Here is an 8,054-nt window from a genome sequence, read left to right as displayed (position 1 = left end):
TGCTCGTGATCGCGACTGGATGTCTCTGCTTGCCCGGGAGCGGCCGTTGACTACCGGACGAATCGAACGGCAGTTGAGGGTCGGGATGCGGCTGTCAGCTCTCCGAACTCACCGCCGGAAAGCGGCCATTGATTTCCATTGCCGGAAAGCAGCCAGTCGCCAACGCACATTCCCGACCCGAAGCGGACGGTCGCCCCTCGGAATGCCGACCGTCTCTTGATGAGTTGCAACGGCCATTCGATGGTAGTCCTCAACGGCGCAACGCTGGCCTAGATGAGCATCCGCGCGACGGTACTCGCTAGGATCTCCAGCGGAAACGGTTTCAGCAGCACGGCTGGCTTCGGGCCAGATATCGCACTTAACTCCAACTTGTCGGCGAACCCCGTAGCGAACACGATTGGTAATCGGGGCAAACGCTCACGCAGAGCGAGCGCCAGTTCGCCACCCGTCGTGTGCGGCATTGCGTAATCGAGCAGCGCGACATCTGGCTGGTTCTGGTCCAAGCATCGCAGTGCCGCTCTTCCGTCGTCCGCTGCGTCAACGTTATAGCCGAGCATTTCCAGGGATTCAACGAGGAGAGTACGAATATCGTCGTCGTCGTCCACAACAAGAACACGCTTAGGCTTGATCGCATAAGCGGAAGCCGTCGCACGACGGCTCGACGGCGCCGCGATTGGCAAGCCCGTCGGCTTCAAGAGAATTGCTACCGTAGTACCCTTGCCGCTCGCACTCTCGATGCGAGCCGTTCCGCCCGCTTGCTGCGCAATACCGAACACTTGGGCTAATCCGAGACCAGTTCCAGCGCCAATCCCTTTGGTGGTAAAGAACGGTTCAAAGGCTTTCACGCGAACGTGATCAGGCATGCCGTGGCCGTTATCCCTGACGCGAATCTCGACATAAGGACCTTCGCTCAACTCGGCATCACCTTTCAGATCAACGACGCGCGAGGAAATAGAAAGAGCACCGCCTTCAGACATAGCGTCTCTCGCGTTGATTGCCAAATTCAACAGCGCAAGTTCAAGCTGCGTTGGATCGGCGACGACCGGAAGGCTTGCTGCATCCAGATCGAACGTGATATCGATGCTCGTCCCTAGACTCCGTGTCAGCATTTCCTCCATGCCGATGATCAAATCGTCCACCACCACCGAGGAAAGTGCGATCTTCTGCGTGCGAGAAAATGCCAGCAACTGCGCAGTCAGCTTGGCGCCGCGCTCGACCGAACGGGCTGCGTTTTGGGCCCACTTCTGCACTTTTTCCGGGCTTGCCGGAATACGTTGGATCAGTTCGAGGTTGCCGTGGATCGCTTGCAACAGATTGTTAAAGTCATGGGCAAGGCCGCCCGTCAACTGTCCGACTGCCTCCATCTTCTGCGACTGGCGCAGTTGCGCTTCGACCTGTCGCTGTTCGCTCAAGTCCGTAATCACCGCACAGATGATGATTTGATCTCTCGCGTCCGTGACGTGCAACGGACTCAACGAGATCGAGATGGGGACAGTCACGCCATTTCCGCTGCTGAACTTGAACTCTCCACGCACCGGACGAGCGTGACTCATCGCGAAGAGCTGTGCATAGTTCGCGTGGACATCGATGTCGAGATGCTCGCCGAGCGAGCGGCCGAGGACCGCGTCATGCGACTTATCGAAGATTTCAGTTACGCGACGGTTGGCGTAGAGAATCGAACCATCTGTAGCGAGCATCAACGCACCCTCTTGCATTTGCTCGATTAACTCGCGGTAGAGCCGGTCTGCATTTTCAAGTGTGTAGAGGCGGGTCGCGTCGTCGTGCCTGGAGATGACCGCGTCAACTGCTCCGCTTCGAATCGCTTCCAGCGCATCCTCTGCGTCTCGTAGTCTCGCCTTCAGCTCGTCGACTGTCAGGGCTGACAGATCGTCATCACGATCGTCTTGGTGATCATGCTCAGACATGGCTGTCGGCTCCGGATAGCGGCAGACCGAGTGCGCTCAAAAGCTTCCCGCGGTCCGAGAGGTCGCCGATGACGCGTCGTACAGGCAGCGGCGAAAATTTGACAAGGGTTGGAACGGCAATGATCTGATCCTTCATTCCAGCTTCGGGATCACGATACAGGTCGATGATCTGCAAGTCGACACGACCAAGAAGTATTGTCGTGCAGAGCCTACTGACATTCTCGATGGCTCGCGCGGAGCGCGGCGTGCTGCCGGCCACGTACAGCCTTAGGATGTACCGACCCGATTCAGTGCCGGGCTCGGAGGATGCATTGGTCACGAAACGCCTTTACATATCGAACGATGCTCACGAAGCTTATGCGATACAGGAACGCAAAAGAGGGGCCTGAAATGTTGCCTGCGGCCAGATTGTTTGAGTCCATTCTTAAGCCCCCCGCCGTCGCGCGATATGGTCTTGATCCTCTTGTGCGACCTCTTGCGCTGTCCGCGCAACTTCATCCTGCGCTGTCGCCTCAGCATCTTGTTCGAGCAATTCTGCCTGCAGCTCGGCAATCTGGCGTTTAATTGCCTGGCGTTTGCGTTCGGTCTCACGTTGCACGCGATGAGCCTCTTCCAGTTGTGCCGCTTTATCGGCACGCTCCCTCGCTTCCTGAGCAACACGCGCCGATCCGGTCAGCACCCCACCTGCGCCGATATAGGCAGGAACAAGTTCGATCCCATCTGAGCCTAAGATATATTCACGAATTTGATTCGAGTGAGCCATCCCGCGTGCCTTGAGTACGTACAGCGTCCGATTCCGTTCGCCATTAGCCTCCGTATTGAATAGCGCGATCCACACATCCATCAAAGAGGAAACGCTTCTGTCATTCACCGAGGCAGCAGACGTGACATCAACTAGACTTGTGAATACGCAGGTCGTGCCGCGCGCCTTGAGCATGTCGATCAAGCGCAGGAATACGCCATGGACTTCGTCTTCAAGTCCTCGGAATGCCGACAACGGATCGACGACGACCAGCGACGGGTCGAATTTCTCGATGTCCCGGTACATTCGCGCCAAGTGCATCTCCAGTCCGAATAGGCTAGGACGCGCTGACTCAAAGCGCAACTGCTTACCGAGGAATTCACTCAAGTCAATACCGACCGAGCGCATATTGCGGATAACCTGGTCGGGCGACTCTTCAAACTCAAAAAACAAGACACGTTCGCCACGCTCACAACTCGCCTTGGCGAATCGCGCGCCGAATGTCGTCTTTCCTGTCCCAGCAAGCCCAGAGATCAGCACGCTCGAACCGCGATAGATACCACCTGTCTCGAGCATTTGATCAACGCCGACAATGCCCGTCGGAATGATCTCTTGTGATGAGGTATGTTCAAGCCCCGCCGCGGTAATCGGTAAAACCGTGATACCTTCAGCGTCGATCAGGAACGGGTATTCGTTAGTCCCATGTGCGGAGCCTCGATACTTCACTACGCGCAGGCGACGGGTCGTGATCTGATCTCTTACCCGGTTGTCGAGCACAACCACGCAGTCGGACACATACTCTTCGATACCATACCGTGTGAGTTGACCTTCACCGCGTTCACCAGTGACGATCGCCGTTACGCCCCTATCTTTAAGCCACTCGAATAAGCGCCGTAGCTCGGTGCGAAGCACGCTGGTGTCCTTGAAAGACGAAAACAGCGTCTCGATGGTGTCGAGCACGACGCGGCGAGCGTTCACCTTGCGGATCAGAACGTCAAGTCGGATGAAGAGGCCTTCGAGATCGTAGTCAGGCGTCTCATCAGTCTCCGACGACCGAAGTTCGATGTGGTCGATCAGTATCTTGTTCTGGTCGACGAGCGCGGGCACGTCGTATCCGAGAGAGGCGACATTCGCGGCAAGGTCCGCCGAGCGCTCCTCAAAACTGACAATCACCCCTGCCTCGTCATGCCGTAGCGCGCCTTCAACGAGGAAGGTCATGGCAAACAAAGTCTTGCCACAGCCAGCGGCGCCGCACAGCAGGGTTGACCGCCCGCGCGGCAAGCCTCCCAACGTTAATTGATCGAAGCCTTTGATTCCGGTCGGCGCTTTTTCAATGCCTGATGGGGTCGGAGTTGCCAACGTGAGCCTTATTGGTAAAAGTTGCGTATCCAACAGGATATACGAATGCTTGATCACCGGGCCGCTCTGTAAGGCTTATCGTCGCATCGACGCTAGCGGCAGCACGGTTTTCCATGATGAGCGACTATGCAGAACCAGGGCGAACTCGCGTGGCTGTTTAAGCGATGAGCTGTTCTTTCGTCTTGACAATCTTTGCGGTCGGAAAATACGCCATCGGATGTGTGTATAGTGAGCGCCAATGGCATGCGTGACCGTCGCGCTACCTCCACCCTATTTTTGAATGACAATAACGCGTCGAAACAATGTTCATGTCGCCGGGAGCGGACCGCTTACAGTTATGTTCGCACATGGATTCGGCTGCGATCAGAACATGTGGCGCTTGCTCGCCCCGAACTTCCAGGAGCGCTACCAAACGGTGATGTTCGATCTCGTCGGAAGTGGGGGCTCGGACCTTACTGCCTACGATCGCGAGAAGTACAGCTCCCTGCATGGATATGCGGCCGACGTTCTCGAGATCCTCGACGAAGTTGGAGCCGGTCCCGTTGTCTACATCGGCCATTCCGTGAGCGCGATGATCGGCATGCTGGCCGCGATTGCCGCGCCTGAGCGCTTCGTAGGCAACGTCATGGTCGGACCCTCTCCATCATTCATCAATGACGGAGACTATGTTGGTGGGTTCAGCCGGGCAGACATCGAAGGCCTGCTGGATACGCTTGAGGGAAATTACCTGGGTTGGGCAAGTACCATGGCGCCGGCAATCATGGGTGCGCCGGACCAACCTCCTCTCGGCGAAGAATTGACAAACAGCTTTTGTCGAACTGATCCTGAAATTGCTAAGCACTTCGCCCGCGTGACCTTTTTTGCCGACCACCGCTCCGATTTGGCGCGCGTCACGACGCCTACCTTGATTATTCAGTCGCATGATGATCTGCTCGCGCCCGTGGCGGTGGGTGAACACATGCATCGCGCGATCAAGGGCAGCACGTTGAGCATTGTCGAAAATGTCGGGCATTGTCCGCATTTGAGTGCGCCAAGCGCCAGCATCGATGCGACAGAACGCTTCCTTGAAACATTGAAGCTTTAAGATGAGCGCCGCGCGCCCGAGCCTGCCGCCCATCGATATTGCGTTTGACCAAGCGCCGTGTGGCCTCTTGACCACGACCACGCAAGGCACAATTCTCCGGGCGAACGCGACGTTCTGCCGCTGGGCCGGTCACACCGCTGAAGAGCTGGTCGGCGAGCGACGGTTTCAGGATTTGCTGACTATCGGCGGCAAGGTCTTCCACCAGACTCACTGGGCGCCTCTGCTCCAGATGCAGCGCTCCGTTAGTGAGGTGAAGCTGGACATGGTGCACCCCAGCGGCACGTCCGTGCCGATCCTCATCAACGTGGTACGGCACGTTTACGACGAAGTCGAGTTTGATGAGTATGCGGTCCTGGTAGTTGCGGACCGGCACAAGTACGAGCGCGAATTGCTACGCGCCCGTCACGATGCCGAGGAAGCGCTCGAAGCCAAGCGCATGGCCCAAAAAGCGCTTGAGCAAGCGGATCAACGCAAAAACGAGTTTCTCGCAACGCTCGCGCATGAGCTTCGTAACCCCGTCGCTTCCATCGCAAGTGTGGCCTCAGTTTTACACAGCAAAGACATCATTGACCCTGAGCTGATCTGGTCGCGCGAAGCATTGCAACGGCAAATCAGACACATCGGTCGTCTCGTCGACGATTTGCTAGATAGCTCGCGCATAGCCGAGGGCAAGATCGAGTTGCGTCTGCAAACCGTTGAACTAGCCGCGATCATCCATCAGGCAGTCGAGGGATCGCGAGGAAACATCGAAGCAGCGTCTCACACTCTCGTGACCCGCGAGCCAGACGAGCCGCTTTTTCTTCTCGCGGACCCTGTTCGCCTCACACAAATCATTCAAAACCTGCTCAATAACGCAGCCAAATACACGTCTGAAAACGGCCGCATCGAACTCACCGCAAAGCGCGAGGGCGCGAAGGCCGTCATTGCAGTCCGCGATACCGGTATTGGCATTGCCCCTGACGACCTCGGAAAGATTTTCGACATTTTTTCGCAGTTGACGCCCGGTTTGCAACGCGCCGGCGGCGGCTTGGGTATTGGCCTCTCGCTCGTCCGCGCCATGACAACGTTGATGGGTGGAACCGTTAGCGTGCACAGCGAAGGCGTCGGTCGGGGAAGTGAGTTCGTAGTGAAAATGCCAGCACTCGATGCAGGATTGGCAGAGGTCGGGAATGAACAGACTGACAGCACCGCGCTTTCCAATTTCGAGCAAAGGCAGATTGTTATTGTCGATGACGACAATGATGGGGCCACGTCGCTCGCAATGGTGCTGGAGGCCGAGGGGCACAGCGTTCGCACCGCGATAACCGGACAAGCCGGTCTCCAACTCATCAGGGAATGGGGGCCCCACGCCGTCATTCTTGACATCACGCTGCCCGATATCAGTGGCTACGAACTCGTCAAAGAGGTCAAGTTGCTACGGCCCCATTTTGATTTGCTCACTGTCGCGCTTACTGGTTGGGGCCAATCACAAGACAAAGAACGCGCGCTCGCCGCCGGTTTCAACGTCCATTTCACCAAGCCTATCGATATAACGCACCTACTCAAATTGCTTCAGGAAATTAACCCGAAAGCCGCCGGCAGGCATTAACGCGGTAACGACGCCGCCTCCTGGTGGCGACCTCAAAAGCATTCACGGGCGGGGCGTCGGCACCCGACCGCAAGGGACCTGCCCCAAGGTATTGGACTGTAGCGCTCCGGACCATCCGACGAGTCGCGCGCCTTTGCGCTGGCTGGCATCAGACGGTTTTCTGATGAGGACCGCCGCTTGCTGCCAACTATCATCCTGCAAGCTTTCGGGTCATGAGCAATGATGCTCGCCAGGGTATTTGAGCGAGTTCGTGAACTTCTACCCATCAGCGTCCCCCAATTTCCCGAAACTCCTGATCGTCGACGACGAACCAAACGCGCTTGATGCGTGGGCGCAATTGCTCTCGATGCATGACTTCAATGTGCATACCGCTTCAAACGGCAAGCAGGCGTTGGACGCCGCGAGACGCATTCGTCCCCAGTTGATTTTGACCGACCTAATGATGCCCGAAATGGATGGGGTAGCGCTTTGTCGGGCCCTTCGCGCGGATGCTGAACTTGCGCTAATTCCGATCATTTTATGGAGTGCCGCGACGCGCTCACCTCGAGGGGAAGACACCCCTAGCATGCTCTTCGACCGCTTCCTTACCAAACCGGTTCTTTTCGACACGCTGATCGGAGTTGTCCAGAAAATGGTTTGCAGTTGATGATGACAAAGGGCGTTTCGCTCTTCTGGTAGTTGTTATGGCCGTTGATGGAGGCGAAGCGGTCGCAGAAAAGCCGAAATTGTCGGCGTGCGGAGGGTCGCTTCATGGCCGACAAGCGCACGCTGGCCGGCCAGCGGCTATCAAACTTCGGTCTGCTCGGCCATCTCGAGTGCATCGTCTACCTCAATCCCGAGGTATCGCACGGTGCTTTCAATTTTGGTATGGCCCAGAAGCAATTGGACGGCGCGCAGATTCTTGGTGCGTCGATAGATCAACGACGCTTTCGTGCGACGCATGGTGTGCGTACCATACGCGCTGTCATCGAGTCCAATCGACGCGATCCAACGATGAACGATGCGCGCATACTGGCGCGTCGATACATGCGCCGAAGCATGCAGCCGACTCGGAAACAAATAATCGGCAGGCTTCAATCCCCGCGCCGAAATCCAGGCAGAGACACTTTGACGAGTCTGCTCCGTGATCTCAAACTGCACTGGTCTGTGTGTCTTTTGCTGCATGAAAGTCGCGCGAGCTACGACATGACCTCCGACGAAGACGTCCTGCACCTGCAGTCGCGTCAGATCGCACGCCCGAAGCTTGCTGTCGATTGCCAAGTTGAACAGCGCCAACTCACGAGCGTTGGACGACATCTGGAGCCTCGTCCGAATCGCCCAGATCTCACGGAGCTTCAATGGCGGCTTCTGACCGGT

Annotated in this window: 7 protein-coding genes; 3 read left to right on the top strand and 4 right to left on the bottom strand. The window is 57.0% G+C overall.

Translation table 11 applies throughout. The features are described from left to right. Positions 1-269 precede the first annotated feature (269 nt). From NCR39_RS29430 to kaiC, 3 genes are all read right to left on the bottom strand, one after another. Positions 270-1,925, bottom strand: a complete 1,656-nt coding sequence (locus tag NCR39_RS29430) for a response regulator (protein ID WP_250456314.1) — start codon at positions 1,923-1,925, stop codon at positions 270-272. After that, a complete protein-coding gene (locus tag NCR39_RS29425; protein ID WP_250456313.1) occupies positions 1,918-2,244 on the bottom strand; it encodes a circadian clock KaiB family protein in 327 nt (108 codons plus the stop codon). The genes NCR39_RS29430 and NCR39_RS29425 overlap by 8 nt, the downstream gene beginning before the upstream one ends. A 105-nt stretch (positions 2,245-2,349) precedes the next feature. Then, entirely contained in the window at positions 2,350-4,083 is a 1,734-nt protein-coding gene (kaiC, locus tag NCR39_RS29420) for a circadian clock protein KaiC (RefSeq protein WP_250456312.1), read from the bottom strand. A 223-nt stretch (positions 4,084-4,306) separates the two neighbouring features. Between kaiC and NCR39_RS29415 the strand changes: the two genes are divergently transcribed. From NCR39_RS29415 to NCR39_RS29405, 3 genes are all read left to right on the top strand, one after another. Then, positions 4,307-5,110, top strand: coding sequence for an alpha/beta fold hydrolase (locus tag NCR39_RS29415; RefSeq protein WP_250456311.1), 804 nt, complete (start codon positions 4,307-4,309; stop codon positions 5,108-5,110). A gap of 1 nt (position 5,111) precedes the next feature. After that, positions 5,112-6,698, top strand: a complete 1,587-nt coding sequence (locus tag NCR39_RS29410; RefSeq protein WP_250456310.1) for a hybrid sensor histidine kinase/response regulator — start codon at positions 5,112-5,114, stop codon at positions 6,696-6,698. A gap of 250 nt (positions 6,699-6,948) precedes the next feature. Further along, the gene (locus NCR39_RS29405; RefSeq protein ID WP_250456309.1) at positions 6,949-7,344 is read left to right on the top strand and encodes a response regulator; all 396 of its coding nucleotides are present in this window, start codon (positions 6,949-6,951) and stop codon (positions 7,342-7,344) included. 140 nt (positions 7,345-7,484) lie between these two features. On the opposite strand, the gene NCR39_RS29400 is transcribed toward NCR39_RS29405, so the two are convergent. Further along, on the bottom strand, positions 7,485-8,054 hold a 570-nt coding region (locus NCR39_RS29400; protein ID WP_250456308.1), incomplete at its 5' end, for a tyrosine-type recombinase/integrase.

The sequence above is a fragment of the Caballeronia sp. ATUFL_M2_KS44 genome (assembly GCF_023630965.1).
GTDB lineage: Bacteria > Pseudomonadota > Gammaproteobacteria > Burkholderiales > Burkholderiaceae > Caballeronia > Caballeronia concitans.
Note: the sequence above shows the minus strand (reverse complement) of the source record. Positions and strands in the feature narration are given on the sequence as shown.

Coding starts and splice junctions, on each gene's coding strand:
- NCR39_RS29410 (WP_250456310.1), top strand. CDS start 5,112: ATGAGCGCCGCGCGCCCGAGCCTGCCGCCCATCGATATTGCGTTTGAC.
- NCR39_RS29430 (WP_250456314.1), bottom strand. CDS start 1,925: ATGTCTGAGCATGATCACCAAGACGATCGTGATGACGATCTGTCAGCC.
- NCR39_RS29415 (WP_250456311.1), top strand. CDS start 4,307: ATGACAATAACGCGTCGAAACAATGTTCATGTCGCCGGGAGCGGACCG.